General features: G+C 31.4%; 18 protein-coding genes. 14 read left to right on the top strand and 4 right to left on the bottom strand.

Features of this window, described 5'->3' with window-relative positions:
• Window positions 1-52: 52 nt before the first annotated feature.
• Complete coding sequence (locus RDK80_RS09050; protein ID WP_256313001.1) at window positions 53-1,174, bottom strand: DUF3798 domain-containing protein; 1,122 nt, start codon at window positions 1,172-1,174, stop codon at window positions 53-55.
• Window positions 1,175-1,370: 196 nt separating this feature from the next.
• Window positions 1,371-2,618 carry an HlyC/CorC family transporter gene (locus tag RDK80_RS09045; protein ID WP_201259998.1) on the bottom strand — a complete coding sequence of 416 codons (1,248 nt, stop codon included), beginning with the start codon at window positions 2,616-2,618 and terminating at the stop codon, window positions 1,371-1,373.
• Window positions 2,619-2,817: 199 nt separating this feature from the next.
• On the opposite strand from RDK80_RS09045, the gene RDK80_RS09040 reads away from it, so the two are divergent.
• On the top strand, window positions 2,818-4,515 hold the full coding sequence (locus tag RDK80_RS09040; protein ID WP_235601395.1) for a M3 family oligoendopeptidase: 1,698 nt from the start codon (window positions 2,818-2,820) through the stop codon (window positions 4,513-4,515).
• A gap of 41 nt (window positions 4,516-4,556) precedes the next feature.
• Here RDK80_RS09040 and RDK80_RS09035 read toward each other — a convergent pair whose 3' ends face one another.
• A complete protein-coding gene (locus RDK80_RS09035; RefSeq protein ID WP_308524096.1) occupies window positions 4,557-5,465 on the bottom strand; it encodes an aromatic acid exporter family protein in 909 nt (302 codons plus the stop codon).
• Window positions 5,466-5,635: 170 nt separating this feature from the next.
• Between RDK80_RS09035 and RDK80_RS09030 the strand changes: the two genes are divergently transcribed.
• The 11 genes from RDK80_RS09030 (at window position 5,636) to panF (ending at window position 16,954) form a co-directional block, all read left to right on the top strand.
• Window positions 5,636-6,010 carry a flagellar protein FlaG gene (locus RDK80_RS09030; RefSeq protein WP_094903557.1) on the top strand — a complete coding sequence of 125 codons (375 nt, stop codon included), beginning with the start codon at window positions 5,636-5,638 and terminating at the stop codon, window positions 6,008-6,010.
• Window positions 6,011-6,021: 11 nt separating this feature from the next.
• Entirely contained in the window at window positions 6,022-7,704 is a 1,683-nt protein-coding gene (gene fliD / locus RDK80_RS09025) for a flagellar filament capping protein FliD (protein ID WP_094903559.1), read from the top strand.
• Between the two features lie 16 nt (window positions 7,705-7,720).
• Window positions 7,721-8,110: a flagellar export chaperone FliS gene (gene fliS / locus RDK80_RS09020; protein ID WP_094903561.1), complete on the top strand. Its 390-nt coding sequence runs from the start codon at window positions 7,721-7,723 to the stop codon at window positions 8,108-8,110.
• An 8-nt stretch (window positions 8,111-8,118) separates the two neighbouring features.
• A complete protein-coding gene (flgN, locus tag RDK80_RS09015) occupies window positions 8,119-8,589 on the top strand; it encodes a flagellar export chaperone FlgN (protein WP_094903564.1) in 471 nt (156 codons plus the stop codon).
• Between the two features lie 235 nt (window positions 8,590-8,824).
• On the top strand, window positions 8,825-10,165 hold the full coding sequence (locus tag RDK80_RS09010; protein WP_094903566.1) for an MATE family efflux transporter: 1,341 nt from the start codon (window positions 8,825-8,827) through the stop codon (window positions 10,163-10,165).
• Between the two features lie 403 nt (window positions 10,166-10,568).
• Window positions 10,569-11,408 carry a 3-methyl-2-oxobutanoate hydroxymethyltransferase gene (panB, locus tag RDK80_RS09005; protein WP_094903568.1) on the top strand — a complete coding sequence of 280 codons (840 nt, stop codon included), beginning with the start codon at window positions 10,569-10,571 and terminating at the stop codon, window positions 11,406-11,408.
• A 26-nt stretch (window positions 11,409-11,434) separates the two neighbouring features.
• Window positions 11,435-12,358 (top strand): ketopantoate reductase family protein, encoded by a 924-nt coding sequence (locus RDK80_RS09000; RefSeq protein ID WP_094903570.1) that lies wholly within the window; start codon window positions 11,435-11,437, stop codon window positions 12,356-12,358.
• Between the two features lie 55 nt (window positions 12,359-12,413).
• A complete protein-coding gene (locus tag RDK80_RS08995) occupies window positions 12,414-13,673 on the top strand; it encodes a M20 family metallopeptidase (protein WP_308524095.1) in 1,260 nt (419 codons plus the stop codon).
• Between the two features lie 22 nt (window positions 13,674-13,695).
• Entirely contained in the window at window positions 13,696-15,033 is a 1,338-nt protein-coding gene (locus RDK80_RS08990; RefSeq protein ID WP_308524094.1) for a branched-chain amino acid transport system II carrier protein, read from the top strand.
• Between the two features lie 67 nt (window positions 15,034-15,100).
• Window positions 15,101-15,442 carry a YhdT family protein gene (locus tag RDK80_RS08985; RefSeq protein ID WP_235601396.1) on the top strand — a complete coding sequence of 114 codons (342 nt, stop codon included), beginning with the start codon at window positions 15,101-15,103 and terminating at the stop codon, window positions 15,440-15,442.
• Window positions 15,443-15,457: 15 nt separating this feature from the next.
• Window positions 15,458-16,954 (top strand): sodium/pantothenate symporter, encoded by a 1,497-nt coding sequence (panF, locus tag RDK80_RS08980; protein WP_308524093.1) that lies wholly within the window; start codon window positions 15,458-15,460, stop codon window positions 16,952-16,954.
• Window positions 16,955-17,108: 154 nt separating this feature from the next.
• Here panF and RDK80_RS08975 read toward each other — a convergent pair whose 3' ends face one another.
• Entirely contained in the window at window positions 17,109-17,864 is a 756-nt protein-coding gene (locus RDK80_RS08975; protein WP_094903578.1) for an IclR family transcriptional regulator, read from the bottom strand.
• A gap of 395 nt (window positions 17,865-18,259) precedes the next feature.
• On the opposite strand from RDK80_RS08975, the gene RDK80_RS08970 reads away from it, so the two are divergent.
• Complete coding sequence (locus tag RDK80_RS08970) at window positions 18,260-18,964, top strand: TraX family protein (protein ID WP_094903580.1); 705 nt, start codon at window positions 18,260-18,262, stop codon at window positions 18,962-18,964.
• Window positions 18,965-19,116: 152 nt separating this feature from the next.
• Window positions 19,117-19,815: a response regulator transcription factor gene (locus RDK80_RS08965; RefSeq protein WP_308524092.1), complete on the top strand. Its 699-nt coding sequence runs from the start codon at window positions 19,117-19,119 to the stop codon at window positions 19,813-19,815.
• The last annotated feature ends 63 nt before the right edge of the window (window positions 19,816-19,878 follow it).

Raw genomic sequence — 19,878 nt, 5'->3', positions numbered from 1 at the left:
CCTTTACTTAAAGAGAAGGGAGTCGTCGAAACGACCCCTTATATTTAGTTTATTAGAATATTTGAGATCCTAGTACAAATAACAAGAAGTTTGGAGTATCTTCATTAAGCTCTGAGAATTTAACTTCATTATTCTTATCTCCAGTTACTTCTTTCATATACTGAACCATAGCATCTTTATCGAATTTTTCTATTTTACCTTCAGCGTATGCTTTAGCGTATTCTACACCGGCTTCAATTATAGCTACGTTTGCTGGTCTATTCCAAGTACCAAATCTTCCAGTACCACCTTTTTCAGCTATCTTAGCAGAGATTTGTTCTGATAGATAATCTAAATCTCCTGCTTTATCGGAAGGAATTTCAATACCTAAAGCACCAGGATAAGCATGATATGGGGATGGACAGCATTGTTCAGGATAGATTGCACCTGTTTCAAGAGCTTGTTTAATTAAAGGCTCCTGCATAGAGCAGTTTGTACTGAAGAATGCAGTATCTTTACCGTATTTATCTACTTGTCTTGGAACATCTTCTAATATAAATAGTTGTGCACCTGGCACACCTGCATCTGAAAGTGGATCTGGAGCGTCTACTTCAACAAACTGAATGCCTAGATCAGCACAAGTTTCTTTGAATATATCCCTTCTAGCTGCTAACAATTCCATAGACATATGTCTTGGGAATGAGTAATGTATAAATGTCTTAGCTCCCATTTCTTTAGCTTTATGAATCACAGATTTCCCACGTTGAAGCTGGTCAAGTTCAAGTAAGATATCTCCACGAGAAGCTATTGTATCAGGATTTTCATGAGGTACACCTAAGATAAATAATATATCTGGTCTAGTTTCTCTAACTTTATCTATAGCTGGTGCAGCTCCTTCAACTGCTTGAACGAAAACTATAGCTTTTACAGCTGGATCAGCTGCCAATGAAGCAACTTGAGCAATGGTAGTTTCCTGTTCTTGAGCAAACTTGTCAGGATAAGTAATGTGTTTAATCATATCACCATATTTCGCGACCATTCTTTCACCTGCACGAAACTCTTCTTCCCCTTGAGATACAGTGCCAGTCACTATACCAATTTTATAATCGGTTTTACCTGATGTAGTTTTAGTTCCGCAGCCAGCTAAGCTAATCACTAGTATAGCCACTAGAAACAATACAAATATTTTTTTCATAGCTATTCCCCCTTAATTTTTATTATAAAAAAAGCCCAATTACTAGTTGGGCTTATATTTAGAGATACAAGAATAGAGAATCAAAATGATATAAAAATTAAAGGCTTGTTCTTGTATCTTATTATTTAATTTGTATTAAATGGGAGGTAAAAATATTCCTATTATTTCTATTAAATTACTAATAAAAATATGACTGTTAAGTAAGTATCCTCATCTTTTCAATTCTATTTTTTTCTATTTTTTCGATTATAAATTTAAGGTTTTCATATTCAATTATTTCATTTTCTTCAGGGAAACGATCTAATATACCTATTACGAATCCACCTATGGAATCAAAATCTTCAGATTCTATATTAGTTCCTATCATTTCATTTAGGAGGTCAAGCTTTGTACTGCCATCTACTAGGTATTCGTCCTCTTTAATCACTTCGATATCTTCGTGTTCTTCATCATATTCATCCTTGATTTCACCAACTATTTCTTCAACAAGGTCTTCTGTAGTAACCATTCCAACAGTACCACCATATTCGTCTAAGATAATAGCTACGGGAATTCTATTTAATCTCATTTCATCGAAAAGTTCAGCAGTTGATTTAAATTCATAGGTATAATAAGCAGGTCTTATTATATCCTTTAGCTTGAAATTGTCCTTGTTGTCAACATAAAGTATAAGGTCTTTTACATGCATTATACCAACGATATCATCTATATCTTCGTCATATACCGGAATCCTAGAGAAGTTTTCTTCTTTTAAAAACTCTAGCAATTCACTGTATGTAGAATTTATATTTACAACAGCCATATTGGTTCTAGGTGTCATTACGTCTTTAGCATGAGAGTCGCCAAATTCAAAAACATTATAAATCATTTGTCTTTCTTCACCCTCTAGAACTCCTTCTTCATGGCTTACATTTACTATGGTCTTTAGTTCATCCTCTGTAATTAGAGGCTGTGTTCCTGTTTTAGTACCACCTAATAGTCTAACTATACCATTAGTTACAAAAGTTAAAATAGAAATAAGAGGCTTAAAGACTATAGTTACAAAGCTAATAGGTCTAGCTACTTTAACAGATGTTTTTTCTGAATTTTGTGCAGCTAGCGATTTAGGTGTTACTTCACCAAAGACCAATATCAAAATAGTCATAACAATTGTAGAAATTAAAGTACCTTTACTGCCGTATAAGTCTATAGCTATTGATGTAGCTATTGCAGATGCTCCAATATTAACAACATTATTCCCTATTAAAATAGCCCCTAATAATTTATTTGGATTTTCAACAAGATTGCTAATTAATTTTGCATTTTTTTCATTATCTTCAACCATACGTCTTAATCTAATTTTACTTAAGGAAACGAGGGCTGTTTCAGATGCAGAGAAAAAAGCAGAAAGTCCAATAAGAATAAATAAAATAATAAATTCCCAAAATAAATGGTCTGACAACATCATCACACTCCAATTAAATATTGATTAGTTTATAAAATATCATACCATATTATACCACATTATTTTTATACTACTATAATATACATTAATATTATTAGGCATTTTAGAGATAATAAACAAAAATAAATATTTAATCTATTAATTAATGGAAAAATCTGATATTATTGAAAATAAGAACCAATTAGAATGGAGGGTTAATGTGCTAAAATTTAAAGATTATAAGTATGAGAGACCAGATTTATCTAAGATTACTGAGGAGTTTGATGAGATTTTAAAAAGATTCAGTGAGGCAAAATCTTTTGAAGAGCAAAATGAAGTAATGAAAGAAATAAATAAAGTAAGAAATCATGTAGATAGCATGGCTACTTTAGTGAGTATTAGACATTCAATCGATACTGAGGACGAATTCTATGCTGAAGAAAATGATTTCATTGATGAAAACAGACCGAAGTTTGAAAATTTAGTGTCTAAATTTTATAAGGAACTTGTTAACTCTAAGTTTAGAAAAGAATTAGAAAAAGCATGGGGAAAGCAAGTATTTACTCTTGCAGAACTGCAATTACAAACTTTTTCAGAGGAGATAATTGAAGATTTAATTAAGGAAAATAAACTTGTAACAGAATATGATAAATTAATTGCTTCAGCTAAATTAAATTTTGAAGGTGAAATAAGAAATCTAAGTCAGATGAGACCCTTTATGGAATCAAAGGACAGAGATATGAGAAAAAAAGCATCTGAAGTTACGACTGGATTCTTTAAGGAAAACGAAGAAGAACTTGATAGAATTTATGACGAACTAGTTAAAGTTAGAGATAAGATGGCTAAGACTTTAGGATTTGCTAGCTATGTAGAAATGGGATATAAAAAACTTGGCAGATCAGATTATGATGCGAATATGGTTGCTAATTATAGGAAACAAGTATATGAGGATTTGGTTCCAGTAGTTGCTGAATTAAAAGATAGACAGAGAAGAAGACTTGGACTTAAAGAAATGAAACATTATGATGAGCCTTTGGAATATTTAACTGGAAATGCGACTCCAAAGGGAGACCCTGATTGGATTCTTGAAAATGGAAAGAAAATGTATAGAGAACTATCTCCAGAAACTGATGAATTTTTTACATTTATGATAGAAAGAGAGCTATTAGACCTAGTTAGTAAAAAAGGAAAGATGGCTGGCGGATATTGTACTATTATACCAGAATATAAATCACCTTTTATATTCTCTAACTTTAATGGAACATCTGGAGACATTGATGTATTAACTCATGAAGCAGGTCATGCTTTTCAATCCTATTTAAGTATGGGATTTGAGTTGCCCGAATATGGCTTCCCAACATTAGAGGCTTGTGAGATTCATTCAATGAGTATGGAGTTTATTACTTGGCCATGGATGGAACTTTTCTTCCAAGATGAGGTAGAAAAATATAAGTTTAGTCACTTAGCTGGTGCAATTAATTTTATACCTTATGGAGTAACTGTAGATGAGTTCCAACATTATGTATATGAGAATCCAACTGCTACACCAGAAGAGAGGAAGCTTAAGTGGAGAGATATTGAAAAGAAATACCTTCCATTTAGAGATTATGGAGATAATACTTTCTTAGACAATGGTGGATATTGGTTTAGACAGGGACATATATTCAGTAGTCCATTCTATTATATAGACTATACTTTAGCACAAGTATGTGCATTCCAATTCTGGATCAAGACTAGGGAAGACAAAGAGAAAGCGTGGGAAGATTATATAAGACTTTGTAGAGCAGGAGGAAGTTTACCTTTCCTAGAGTTAGTTAAACTAGCTAACCTAGAAAATCCTTTTGTAGATGGAACAATAAAAAGAGTAGTAGAACCTATTAATGGGTGGCTAGATAGTATAGATGATAGTGACTTCTAATAGTTAAGACTAATAAATAACTTGTGCTTACAAAGCACAAGTTATTTATTTTCTAAGGGATGTTCTTCTAAAAAGCTTTTTATCTCGAGAAGTAGATTTAAGCTTTGATTTAGATGATAATTATATACAATATCTATATCTTCTTTAATTAAACCTTCTTTGGGATCTAAAGTTTTATCGAATAATTCCTTTAACAGTTTTTGATTTTTCCCATCGATATATGGGATTTTATCCATCTTTGATAATAAAGAAATATTAGTCTCTATAGAATCTGCAATAGATAATATTTTATTATATGAATTTGAATCTTTATTTCTAAATAAGTTAAGATCAATGTCATTACTAAGTGCCTCATAGTTTTCCGCCAATAACGTTATATCTGATCTAAGTTCTCTTAGGTCTACTTCTCCTTGTTTCCATATTATGGTATAGATTATTTTCTTACATTCATTATAAAGAGTATTTATAGAACCTCTTATTCTTTTCTCCATATTTGGGGCAGAAATAAAATAGTTTATTATCATTCCTACAATGATTCCTATGAAAGTATCTATTATTCTAAACAATGCATATGAAAATCTAGCTTCTAGTATTGGATTCAATGCGATACCCATAAAAACTATAGCTGATAATTGTAATGCCTTATTCCATCTCATAATATAACATAAATGGATAACAATTATAACACCAATTCCAATAAAAAAAGGATTTTGTGGAAATGCTAGAGAAAATAGCAATCCAATAATAGCACCTACAAATGTACCTAGCATTCGATTTTTTCCCATTGTAAAGGATTCAGAAACCGAGGCTTGCATTGCCATAATTGCCCCTATGCCTGCAAATATAGGACTTTTAGATTCAAATAGAGAACAAATCATAATACTTATTGAAACTGCCAACCCTGTTTTAATAGTTCTCATGCCTATTCCTAAATTCATATTTTTTTTCAAAAATTTCCCCCTCTCTTATAAGGTAACAATATTATACCCCAAAAAACAATGATAACAATAATTTATAGACTAAGAAGGATATATATGTAAAAAATTAACTCATATTATTAAAGAATATGAGATATTAGTCGATATAATGTGTAGGAGATTATTAAGGGGAGGTAATATAGATGCAGGTTAGTACTATGGCAAATATCTCAACAAATTCAAGGATTAGCCAAGCTCAAACCAATACTGTCACATCAGGGAATGGAGAAATTAAAATACCAAAACAGGCAAGACAAAGTGAGGAACAAAGATATAAAGAGGATAAAAAATTTTCACAAGAAGAAGTTATAGATATAATACAAAAAGCAAATAAGGACTTTGTTGCTTACGATAGAAGATTTGAATTTTCAATACATGAAGCAACTAAAGAGATAATGGTAAAGGTCATAGATGTAACAACAGATGAAGTGATTAGAGAACTTCCACCAGAAAAGATACTAGATATGGTTGCAGCAATTTGGGAAGTTGCAGGAATTATAGTAGATAAAAAAATATAGGCGGTGATTTTATGAGTAATTTAAGAATATCAGGGTTAGCATCAGGTATGGATACAGATGCTATGGTTCAAAGTATGATGAAAGTAGAAAGGCTAAAAGTTAGTAGATATGAGCAGAGCAGGCAAATGGCTCTTTGGAGACAAGAAGCATATACTAGTATGAATAAGATGTTTGCAAACTTTATATTGAATACTAGAAAGGATATGGGACTGACCAAAGTCACTAGTACAGGTATAGCTCTTGGTAATTCATATTCAAATTTAGATTATATAAGGAAGGCAACGTCGTCAGATGAAACAGCAGCAACTGTGTCTAGTACAAGCAAGGCTGTTAATGGAAGTTATACAATTACAGTTGATAAATTAGCTACCAATGCAAAACTAAATAGTGCAAAGGTAGCTGAGAGTAAAAAATTTGACAATGAAATTACTATTAACTTAGGTACAGGTGGAGAAGATATTGTAGTTAAAAATGAAAATGGTGTTACCATGAGCGATGTGGCTAAGGCAATAAATAATGCTAAGCAAGGAGTTACGGCTTTTTTTGAAATAGATAGTAGTAAGGAAGGAGTACTATTTTTACAAACTACTAAAACAGGAGAGACTGCAACAATTAATCTTACTTCATCAAGTAGCGAATTTTTAAGCTGTTTTTCTGAAAAAACGGCACAAGGTATAAATTCACAAATCGATTTTAATGGACAAAAATTTAATTACTCTGATAACAATATAACTTTCAATGGTCTAAATATTGAACTTAAAGCACAAGGCACTACTACCATCAAAGTAGATACAAATGTTGATGGTATAATGGAAAAAATTCAAAAGTTTATCAATGATTATAATGAATTAGTGGACAAGGCATCTAAATCATTAAATGAGAAAAGATATTCAAGTTATCATCCTTTATCTCAAGAAGAGAAAAAGGCTATGCATGAAGATGATGCTAAGCTATGGGAAGAAAAAGCTAAATCAGGAATGTTAAATAGTGATGCAACCATTCAAAGAGCACTTCAAAATGCAAGAACTGATATATATAAAACAGTAGAAAATGTTGAAGGCTCTTTTAACCATATTACACAAATAGGTATAAGTACTGAAAAATATGCGAGAGGTACTACTGGTGGAAAACTTCAAATAGATAAGGAGAAACTTAGAGAAGCAATTGAAAAAGATCCAGAGGGAGTAATGGAATTATTATTCAAAGAACCTCCGGCAATGGCAGGTAGACCACCAGTTCCAGAGAAACCGGTACAAGGTGAAGGGGAACCAGATGATGAATTTGCTGAGAAAATGGCCCTATATGATGAAGAGTTTAAAAAATATCAAGAAGATTTACGTAAGTATGAAATTGAAGATAAGAAATATAGGAATGCTAATGGAGGCATTTTCACAAGAGTATATGATAATTTAATTGATGGAATGAAATCCATTATAGATAAATCAGGTCCAGGTGAAGATGCAGAATTATTTAGGTCAGTGAAGTCCAATATCCTTATAGATTTTGTAACTAAAAAATCAAGTATATCAGATTTAGATAAAGAAGTATCAGAAATGAATAGAAAAATAGATGATTTAAACGTAATGTTATACAGAAAAGAAGAATCATATTACGCTAAGTTTGCAAATATGGAAAAAATGTTACATCAGATGAATAGCCAAAGCAATTGGCTGACACAACAGTTAATGCGATAAATAAGGGGAGAATAAAATGACATATCAAGCATTAAACCAATATAAGCAGAACGCTGTCCTGACGGCTACTCCAGAGGAACTTACATTGATGCTATATGAGGGTGCTATTAAATTTATGAATATTGGGAAATATAGCATAGAGAATAAGGACATGGAAAAGGCACATTCCTCATTACTGAGGGCACAGGACATTATATTAGAATTAAACTATTCTCTAGATATGAACTATGATGTATCCAAAGGACTTAGAAAGTTATACGATTTTGTTTTAACTAAATTAGTAGATGCAAATATAAATAAAGATAGTAAGGCAATAGAGGAAGCACTTACCGTAGTAAATGATATGAGAGATACTTGGAAAGAGGTTATAAAACAAATAAAACAAAAAGTTTATCAAGCTAAGTAGGTGTGCAAATGACTTATGATAATGTAAAAAAAATGATAGAACTTTCTTTGAAAAAGAAGGATATATTAATTCAAATTTTAAAATTAACTACAACTCAAGCAAGCACAATAGAAAACGATAATATAGATAATTTAAGTAAAATATTAATTCAAAAAGAAAAATTAATGGAAGAGATAGATATCTTAGACAGGGATTTCTTATCATTGTATAATGATATAAAATCAGAGGAAGGCATAGATAATTTAGAAAAGATTAATATAGAAAAATATGCTAATATAAAATCTTTAAAGGGAATCGTCACCGAAATAAATGCCATATTAAATGATATATCGATGATAGATCGTAATAATACAATTAAAATGAAATCAAATGTTGATAAAGTTAAATCAGATCTTAAGCAAGTAAAGGAAGTTAAAAGAGCATATAAAGGATATAACTATGAAGCTGTGGAAAGTATTCTAATAGATGAAAAGCAATAGAAAGGATACAATCTAAATTTTTCGTACAAAATCTTTATATTTAAAAAATAGCATAAAAATAAATTGACATAGATATTCTATTATGCTATTATATACAGAAATTATGTAAATTGAATAAATCTCTAAGTATTGTCCTCGCCGGAGGATAATACTCTTTAAAAGAGATAAGAAATCGCATCGATAGGCCTGAGGTTGCGTCAGGTCTATTTTTTTTATTTATAAGGGGGAGTTGTATATGAAAAATACTGAAACATTACTTAATAAAAAGGAAAGTCAATCTAAGAACATACTTAAACTATTATTGTCCTATATTATTCCTGGAATAGCAGGACTTTTATTTAATTCAATATATATTGTAGTTGATGGGTTATTCGTAGCAAGAATGCTTGGAAGAGATCCACTTGCCGCTGTGACAGTTGCTGTACCTATTGTAGAAATATTGATTGCATTAAGCATGCTTGTATCTGTGGGGGCAGGTATAATGATTTCTAATAGTAATGGTATGGGGAAGTACAATGAGGGGAGGAGAATTTTCAACTTATCTGCCAGACTTTTAGTTATAGTATCTATATCTATAGCAATATTTAGTTTAGTACTAAGATACCCTATTGCAAAAATATTAGGATCTACCCCTGATATAATGGATATGGTAGTAGAATATACCACATATCTTTTTGCATTTAGTCCTACTTTTATGTTTAGTTATGCTATGTGTACATGGCTAAGAAATGATTCAAAGCCGAAACTTGTGATGTTTGCTCAAATTGTTGGAGCATTGTCAAATGTGTTTCTTGATTGGTATTTCATGGGGCCATTAAAAATGGGTGTAGGTGGAGCAGCACTAGCGACTGGTCTGGGCCCTGTATTTAGTATACTGATAGTGCTTCCACATTTCATATTTAAAAAAGGGAACTTATATATTGAGAAGACAAAAATGAACTTACAAGTTATTTGTGAGATTCTATTAAAAGGTATTCCATCTTTTACTATGGAATTCGCATTAGGTATAACTGCTCTATGTGTTAATATTGCAATTGGAATACATATGGGAGCTCTAGGTTTTGCAGCATTTGGAATAGTAGGGTATATAGCTCTCATTGTTTTATCAATATTTTTAGGTATGGCAGAAGGTTCACAGCCATTGATAAGTTTTTTCTACGGAGCTAATGAAAAAAATAGTATAAAGGTGATTTTAAAAATCAGCTTAGGAATATCATCGACAATTGGAATAGTGTCATATTTATTGCTATTTAAATATGCAGAGATTCCAGTATCTATATTTGCAGATAATGATATTGAACTGGTTAGAGTGGCCGTCAAAGCTTCTATGTACTATTTCCCTGCTTTATTTGTATCAGGTATCAATATACTTATGGCATCTTATATGCAGTCTATAGGATATTGGAAGAAATCCGTACTTATATCACTATGTAGGAGTCTGATTATACTGTTTCCCTTATTACTAGTTTTACCAATGTTTTTAGGAGGAAATAGTATTTGGATAGCAGTTCCTATTGCAGAAATATTAACAGTTCCTATAGTTTATATGCTTTGGAAGAATAAAGGATTGGCATAAGTAAATTCTCAAGGGACTTTCTTGAAAAAACTAAATAGATATTAAAAATATAAAATATAAAGTTTAGGTGTAAAAGATTTCTAGATAAAATTATATTAAGATAATAATCAATAAGATAGGTTAGAGTGAAAAGATATATTTACATTCTAATCTATTTTTATTTTATTGATAATTTATTTTGTTAAATGTGATAAAATATTCTAATTATTTTAATAATTTTAACTACATTAGATTGACTTAAGAAAATATTATTGTTATAATGACATTATGCCGTATTACAATATAATGTACCGCAATACGAAACAAAAAGATTTAAAACAAAGAAACATCAAATAATACTACAAATAGCAATGCTTATGAGTCGTATTGTTTAAGATATAATAATAAAAATAGGGGTGGTAAAATGTCAGAAGGAAAGAAGAAGATGACAGTCACGGATTTCAAAAAGTACAAAGAGGAGGGAAGGATGTTTACCTATGTGACAGCATATGATTATACAACTGCTACTATCGTAAATGATAGTAATTGTGAAGTCATACTTGTTGGTGATTCATTAGGAATGGTAATGTTAGGATATGATGGGACAACTTCGGTTACAATGGAAGATATGTTACATCATATAAAGCCAGTGGTGAAGGGGGCTCCAGATACATTTATAGTAGGGGACATGCCATTTGGGTCATATAATGTTAGTAAAGAACAAGCTGTTGAGAATGCAAATAGACTATATAAAGAAACAGGATGTGATTGTGTAAAATTAGAAGGTGGAACAGAAATGGCAGATACAATAGCAGCTATAGTGAAGGCAGGTATACCAGTAATGGGACATATAGGACTTACACCACAAACAGCAGGAATGGTAGGTGGATTCAAGGTACAGGGAGGAACACCAGAAGCAGCTAGACAGCTAATAGAAGATGCAAAGACATTGGAAAGAGCAGGAGTATTTTCAATAGTAGTAGAATGTGTACCAAAGGGAGTAGCAAAAGCGCTAAAAGAAGCTGTAAGTATACCAATATTAGGAATAGGAGCAGGACCATATGTGGACTGCCAAGTATTAGTAACACAAGATCTATTAGATATGTATGGAGAGTTTAAACCAAAATTTGTAAAACATTTTGCACATATCAGACAAGAAATGGTAGACGGTCTAAACAAATTTCATCAAGAAAGCATTGATGGCACATTCCCATCAAAAGAATACTGTTTTAATGCAAGTGTAGAAGGATTTGAAATAGAATAAACAAAAAACATGGAGAGATGATTAAAATGAAGATAGCCATAATAGGCTCTGGAGCCATGGGAAGTTTGTATGGAGGAATTTTAGCAGAGGCTGGAAGTGAAGTATATTTTATTGATGTTTTCGAAGAACATGTAAATAAAATAAATGAAAATGGTTTATGTATAGTAGAAGATGGTGTAGAAAGATATATTAAAAATGTAAAAGCTACAACAGATGCTAAGAAAGTTGGTAGGGTTGATCTTGCTATAGTATTTGTAAAGTCTACTATAACAGATATTGCAGTAAAGCATAATAGTGCTGTATTTGATAAAAACACAATTGTATTGACATTACAAAACGGATTAGGGAATATAGAAAAAATTAATTCTGTTGTTGATATAAATCAGATAATTGCAGGTACTAGCTCAAATGGTGCTAGTATGATAGAGCCTGGCAAGATTAATCATGCAGGTAATGGAGGAACCACCATAGGAGAGATAGATGATATAATTACAAACAGGATAAAAGAACTAGGCAATCTATTAAATCTACCAAAATTAGGACCAGCAAAAATATCAGAAAATGTAATGGGATTAATATGGGACAAGCTACTTATAAACGTTGGAATAAATCCATTAACAGCAATAACAGGATTGAAGAATGGACAATTATTAGAAAATGAAGAAAGTATATTATTGTTAGAAAAATTAGTAAGTGAAGGCATTGAAGTGGCAAAAGCATTAGAAATTAAATTAGGATTTGAAAATTCGGAGCATTGTAAAGAGATATGTAGAGCAACATCTGGAAATACATCTTCAATGTTGGCAGATATAATTAATAGGAGAAAGACGGAGATTATGAATATCAACGGTGTTATTGTAAGAGAAGGGAAAAAGTTAGATATTCAAACACCTGTAAATGAAATGATGACTAATCTAATTTTATTGAAAGAAAAAAGTTATTTTAGCTAATTACATCAAATCCAAATAATTAATTTACTATTAAAATCATGGGAGGATTATAAATATGAACAGTTCTGTGATAGCGGACAATTCTATTGTATTAGAAAACTTAAAGACTGATGAAATGATAGAATTCATTCAGAAGCTAGTTAGAATCAATAGTGTGTATGATCCTGAAGTAGAAAATGCAAATGAGGCAGAAGTTGCACAATTTATCTATGAATTTTTAGAACAAGAGGGATTTGAAGTTCATTTAGACGAAGTAGTCCCTGGAAGACCAAATGTTATAGCTATATTTACTGGAAGTGAAGAAGGAAAAACCCTTCTATTTGAAGGTCATACAGATGTAGTATCTGCTGGAGATATAGAAAAATGGGATTATAATCCATTTGGAGCAGAAATAGTCAATGTAGATGGCAAGGATAGAATGTTTGGACGTGGAACAAATGATACCAAAGGAAATGTTGGTGCCATGATATATGCGACAAAGGCTATAAAAGATTCAGGTGTGCCATTAAAAGGAAAAATAAAGCTTTGTATTCCAGTTGATGAAGAAGGTCTAATGATTGGGATAAAAGATTTTATTAGAAAGGGTTGGGCAGATGATGTAGATGCAGGCATTATTTGTGAGCCTGAAGAGAAAAATTTATGCCTTGTACAGAAAGGTGCTTTAAGACTTGGTATTACAATAAATGGAAAGATGTCCCATGGAGCTATGCCTTTAACGGGTAATAATCCAGTTTGGGGAGTTGGTAAAGTAATAACAGAACTTAGAAAGCTTGAAAATGCAGAAAAGGATAGATTAGGTAAACATGAATACTTAGGTTGGCCAAGCATAACACCTACGACGATTCAAACACCTATAAAGGGAGTGGCTCAGATTAATGTAGTACCTACTGATGCATATATGACATTGGATATAAGGACTGTACCTGGTCAAAATCATGATGCCTTAGTAAATCAGGTTCAAGGAATTTTGGATAGACTAATGGAGCAATATCCTTCTGGTGATGACAAGTTTTATGCAACACTTGAGATTATTGACAATAGACCAGTTGTTGAGTGTGACATTGACGAACCAATAGTTAAGGCACTTGCAAAAGCTTATACAGAAGTTATGGGCTCTGAACCTATTTATAATGGGGTGCCTGGTGCAACTGATGGGACTTTTTTAACAGCATGGAGGAATATTCCTGTAGTAGTTACAGGGGCTGGAGATAGGGAAGTTCCCCATCAAGTTAACGAATGGTGTGAAATTGATGATTTGATTGAAACGGCTAAAATGTATACATTAGCAGCTTTAAACTTTTTAAATGGAAATTAACTTTGATTAAGAGGTGAATTGGATGAAAAAGCATACCTTATCTGCCATGACATTATTACCTTTAGGTGGTGCCCTATTTTCAATGCATTTTGGAGCTTCTAGTATGATTTGGCCCATGACTTGGGGAAAAGAAAGTGGAACATCCATAATACCAGCTTTTTTGGGTGTATATGTAACAGCAGTTTTTATTCCATTTTTAGGATATTTTGCACTTGCTAAGGGAGAAGGAACATTCCTTGGACTATCTAGGAGAATATCACCTATATTTGCAAAAATATTTTGTAATATAACAATTTTGGTGTTGGGGCCATTATTTGTCATACCTAGGATGAGTGCTGCTGCTTGGGGTGCTTTTTTGCAAATCACCGGTTATGAACCTTTTAGTATGATACCTCTTTTGATATTTACCTCAATATACTATGCATTAGTTTATTGGTTTATTTCGGGAAAAGATAATACCATGGATAAAATCAGTAAGATACTATTTCCTACATTGTTAATTACGGTTGCAGGAGTTATAACTAAAGGGCTATTTACTCCCTTGTCCATACAAGGACCTAAGATGTATAGTGAGCCTGCCTTTGTATATGGATTTTTACAAGGCTATGCGACTATGGAGTTGCCTTGTGCTCTATTGTTCGGAGGCCTTATAATTAATAGTTTAAAATCAAAAAATATAGGGAAAGACAGTATAAGTAGATATTTGATAATCGTAGGATTAATAGGCACGAGTATACTTGCTTTATCTCATTTTTTCCATATGGTTATTGGCTCAACCACTTATGGATTCTTTGATGATTTAAAATTTTCTGCTTTATATGCGGCTGCAGTAGTCCAATTATGGGGGACTGCTGGAGGTATAGTGTTTAATATAGGGCTTTTATTTGCTGCATTAACTTGTGCTGTTGGAATAACAGCGTCTACATCTGAGTTTTATGAAGAAGTAAGTGATAAACAAATTAAATATAAAAATGCAGCTATTATAATTTCAATACTTAGTGGAATCGTGAGTATACTAGGTTTGGAAAACATAGTAATATTGACCGAGCCAATGTTAACTGTAATCTATCCTCCAGCAATAATGCTAACTCTATGTTATGCTTTGATTCCAAATATAATCTACAATGAAAGATTAATGTCTGGTATGAGAGTTGCAGTGTCAGTATCATTGGTGTTTGGCATTATTGATGGACTAATTGGATATATGAATATGTTTAATTTAAATATAAGTGCTTTTGAGAAAGTTTATCGATTGTTACCTCTATCCAATTATGAGTTAGGTTGGATCTTATTTTCCATATTAGGATATTTTGTTGGGTACTTTTTCATCAAGAAAACATCAGCTATTAAAATGTTTTGAAATGACGATATACAAGTTTAAAGACTTAGTATTGTTATATAAATTTAAAAAGGGATGGTGAATAATTGTGAAAGAAGTAGAACAAAAAAAGAGAATCGACAACAGTGAAGGGGATTTCATGGAAGACCCCAGGTATAAACAATGTAATAAAGAAGCAATGTATGGTGTAATATTAGGAATTGTGAACTTGATTTGGTGGTATGTATTCGGATATGGAATGGGCAGTAAACCAGTGGAAGAGTACACATATATTCTAGGCTTCCCAGCATGGTTTTTTATGAGTTGTATAGTAGGTGCAGTAATATTTACGGCTTTAACTTTCATAATGGTAGATAAAGGATTTAAGGACATGCCACTTGATAAATTCACACAGGAAGAAGCAGAAGAATATATAAGATTAGTTAAATAAGGGGGAGGCTAGAATATGAGCAATCTAAATCTTCAGGTTTTAGTTCCAATAGTATTATACTTTATAGCTATGTATTTCATTGGAATCTACGCTGCAAAGCTTCTTAGCAAGGTAAAGAAATCAAAAAATGGTGATGGTACAGAATACATGGATGAGTTCATGACTGGTGGAAGGGATACTGGCGGATTTGTATTAGCTATGACACTTGTGGCTACTTATTTAAGTGCAGGTAGTTTTATTGGTGGGCCAGGTACTGCATATACTCATGGTCTTGCATGGGTATTTCTAGCAATGGCACAGATGCCAACAGGTTATTATACTCTTGCAGTATTGGGTAAAAAGTTTGCAATAGTTTCTAGAAAAATAAATGCTAATTCAATAACTGACTTTCTTAGAGTTAGGTATGAGAGTAAAGCAGTTGTTATAATATCATCCTTATCCATTATTTTTTTCCTAATAGCTGCAATGGCAGCCCAATGGATAGGTGCTGCAAGATTACTTCAAGGATCTACAGGAATAGATTATACTATAGCATTAGCTTTCTTCGGAATCACAGTAGTAGTTCATACAGCAATAGGAGGATATAGAGGTGTAGTATTAAACGATACTATGCAGGGAATAGTTATGACAATTTCAACTTTAGCTTTATTTACCGTAGTTCTAGTTAAAGGTGGGGGTATTGCAAATATTGTACAAAATATGAAGGCCATAGATCCGGGGATGATAACTCCTTTTGGGGTACAAGATGGATTTATGACAAAGCCTTGGGTTACATCGTATTGGGTCTTAGTAGGATTTGCCGTAGTTGGACTTCCAAGTGTTTCCCAGAGGGCTATGAGTTATAAAGATTCTAAGAGCTTAAATTCAGGGATCAAAGTTGGTACACTGGTTTCCATATTAATATTAACAGGAATGCATTTAGTAGGTGCATTTGGTAGTACTCTAGTATCTGGAATAAGCTCAGGAGACCTAGTAGTACCTACATTGGCAGTTACACTATTTCCAAGTGTAATAGCTGGTATAATATTATCAGGGCCTTTAGCAGCTGTTATGTCCACAGTAGATTCTCAATTATTAGTTGTTGTAGGGGCGATAGTGAATGACCTAATTATAAACTATATTAAACCTAAATTTGCTAAAGATTCACATAAGGTGTCAAGATGGACTATTGGATGGGCAGTAATAGTTGGCATAATAATATTTTTAGTTTCTATGGAGCCGCCAGAATTAATGGTTTGGTTAAACTTATTTGCTACGGCTGGACAGCTTTCAACATTCTTATGGCCAACTATCTTGGGGCTATATTGGAAGAAAGCTAACAAGGAAGGTGCAATCGCTAGTATGATAGTGGGTATTGGTTCATATATAATACATAACTACTATTTACCAAGACCATTTGGACTTCATGCAATAGTGCCTTCATTATTATATTCATTGCTTGCATTTATAATAGTATCAAAAATTACAAAACCACCTTCAAAGCAAACAATTCAAACATTTTGGGGTATATAGAATGATATCTAAAGGTTTATCAATTTAAAAGAAATTATAGTAGAGATTAGAAATAATCTCTACTATTAATATTTCATCGTTAATTATAGATTATATTATAATAGCTTAATCTAATTCATCAACTAATAAAATGATTATATCTACTACTTTCTAATTAATATAAATCATTTTGTATTTTAATAGCATAACCCTTTAGTAGAGATGAATAATAAGGAATATCGTCTTTATTAAATCTAATTGCAGGTTTGGAAATACTTATACTAGCAATAGCATTTCCTATGGAATTTACGATAGGGACGCCTATACAGATAAGACCTTCAACATATTCCTCATTGTCGATTGCATATCCAAGTTTTCTAACCTGTGCTAAATTCTCATATAATTCCTCATCAGAAGAAATAGTTTTTTCTGTATACTTAATATAATTTTTTTCAAAAGAAATTACTTCATTATTAAATGCAGCAATAGCTTTACCTAAAGCACTGCAATAAAGTGGAACCTTAATACCTAATTCTAATTCTACTCTCAAGGGTGACTTAGAAACCATCTTATCTAGATAAACAACAGCGTTGTCATCGAGTATACCTAAGTTAATAGTTTCATTTACTTCATTATATAGTTTGATTATGTGAGGCTTCGCTACATCTTTTATTGCCATATTATTTACTACACTACTACCCAATTCATATAACTTTATTGAAGGGAAGTATTCTGATGTTGACATATCTTGGTCAATATATTTTAAATATTTCAATGTATTTACTATACGTTGAGTAGTACTTTTACTATAACCTGTTAAGTCACTTAGCATACTTATACTAAGTTTTTTATGTTCAGTTAGTACTTCTAATAAATGAAAAATTTTTATAGCAGATTTAATAATATTTTTATCATCTAAATTATTATCCAAGACTTTACCTCCATTTTGAAATAATAGTTATTCTATCAAATAAGTTTGTAAATGGCAAGTTAATAAGTATTTAAGGTCATGGATTCTTCTTAACTAGTCAATCATATATTGCTATTACATATGTTATTATAACCAATAGAGGATTATCATAAGTAAATTCTAAAGGAGCTTTAGAAAAACTACCTAAGTTCCTTGAGAATTATTATTTTAAATTATTTAAAAAACATATCATATAAAATAAAAAGATAATATCTATGCACTCATAGATATTATCTTTTATTATATTTATTACATAATTGTAAGAAAACTATTAAAAAATGTAATTTAAATAAATTGATAAAATATGGTTTAGATTTTAAAATTATTATATGAATAAACAAAGGAAGGAGATTTTTATGAATGCATTTATATTAAAGATTATAATGGCAATTCTTATGGTTTTTGATCATGTAGCAAGTGTCATAGGAAATGCTCCTATTTGGTTTACATGGTTAGGGAAGTTAGTGGCTCCAATATTCTTCTATTTAGTAGTAGAGGGATTTTTTCATACAAGTAATAGAAAAAGATATGCTTTAAGATTATATCTTTGGTCAATAACAATGTTTGCTGGATCAGCATTATTATCTATATTGGTTCCCAGCGCACCATATATAAAGAACAATATATTTTTATCTCTTGCCCATGGGGTTACTATGTTAATAGGTATAGACTATATTAAAACTTCAAAGGATTATAAAAAAGGTCTACCTCTAGCTATAATATTTGGAATTTTAGGTTTGATTACGGAGGCTTCAATACTTGGTGTCTTAATGTTTTTAATATTTTATTTCTGCAGAGATAAGAAAACATTATTATCAACAGTGTATGTATTAGTATTTACACTTTTGATAGTTCCAATATCACTTAATACTGGTGAAGGAACAGTATATGAGAAACTATTATTATATGATCCACAGATACTTATGATATTTGCTGTACCATTTATTCTTTTATATAATGGAGAAAGAGGACCTAATAATAAGTTTACTAAATACTTCTTTTATGTATTTTATCCATTACATCTATGGATATTAGCTATAATAAAAGCTTTCATGATATAAGATTTATTTTCATAGATATAATAGGCTGACAGTTTTACTTTCAGCCTATAAAAATGTAATGATTAAAATATAAGACTTATAATTTATCTTGTTATTATGTAAAAAGGGTATAATACAATTGGATTTATTAACTGTAGAGGATGGTGATCTTAATGAGTTATAGGATAATGATAGTAGAAGATGATATAAATATTGCCGAGCTTTTGGGTTCACATATTTTTAAATATGGATATACACCTTATGTAGCTAAAAATTTTGATGATATATTAAGTGAATTTAATGAGTTAGAACCTCATTTAGTATTGTTAGATATAAATTTGCCTAAATTTGATGGATATTATTGGTGTAGAAAGATCAGGCAGGTTTCTAATTGTCCAATTGTATTTATTTCTGCTAGGAGTGGAGAAATAGAGCAGATTATGGGAATCGAAAGTGGCGGTGATGACTATATCACTAAGCCTTTTTATTATGATGTTGTAGTAGCTAAAATAAAAAGCCAACTAAGAAGAGCCTATGGCAGCTATGCAACAAATTCTTCTGAAAGAATAGTAGAATTAGAAGGAGTAAGCTTATATCCTGAAAGACCAGAGATTGGATATAAAGATAAAAATATATTATTAACTAAGAAAGAGGCAGTTCTTGCAGAAATACTTATGAGAAACTATCCAAAAACAGTATCAAGACAATTGTTATTAGAGAAATTATGGGATGACGAATCCTTTGTAGAGGAGAATACTCTGAATGTAAATGTAGCAAGGCTAAGAAAACGATTTGAAGAGTTGGGCATAGATAATGCTATAGAAACTATAAGGGGAGTTGGTTATAAAATAGTAGTTACTTGGAGGAACTAGTATGAAGTTATTTTTAAAGGAACATATTTCATATATTTTAATATATATCTTTAACTTTTCTAT

The organism is uncultured Tissierella sp., from assembly GCF_902479755.1.
In the GTDB taxonomy this organism is placed as follows: domain Bacteria; phylum Bacillota; class Clostridia; order Tissierellales; family Tissierellaceae; genus Tissierella; species Tissierella carlieri.
Note: the sequence above shows the minus strand (reverse complement) of the source record. Positions and strands in the feature narration are given on the sequence as shown.